The organism is Mesorhizobium sp. M1C.F.Ca.ET.210.01.1.1 (assembly GCF_004791585.1).
Lineage (GTDB): Bacteria > Pseudomonadota > Alphaproteobacteria > Rhizobiales > Rhizobiaceae > Mesorhizobium.
Genome location: NZ_SRUU01000249.1, coordinates 1 through 278, shown reverse-complemented (window position 1 = coordinate 278; position 278 = coordinate 1). Strand labels below are relative to the sequence as shown.

Below are 278 nucleotides of genomic sequence, written 5' to 3'. Positions count from 1 at the left end.
ATCCCCGCAGCCGTCTCAATGTGCAGGCCTTCGAGGCCGCAGCGGCGATCGCCAGCCAGGGCGTCGCCATGCTCACCCCGGAACTCTATGCCGATGAGATTGCGCTCGGCCGCCTTTATCAACCCTTCGAGCATCTCAGCAGCGAGGGCAAAAACTACTGGCTGGTCTACCCCGAAAACCGCCGGAACATTCGCAAGATAAGGCTCTTCCGCCACTGGATTTTGAAGCGGATCGAGGAAAGCCGGCCGCAGCAGCAGCCTCAATACCCCATATCCGGC

General features: G+C 60.8%; 1 protein-coding gene. It reads left to right on the top strand.

Annotated elements, in window-relative coordinates; translation table 11 throughout:
- Positions 1-278 (top strand): LysR substrate-binding domain-containing protein (locus tag EN853_RS33785; RefSeq protein ID WP_245517541.1); only part of this gene is annotated, 278 nt, incomplete at both ends.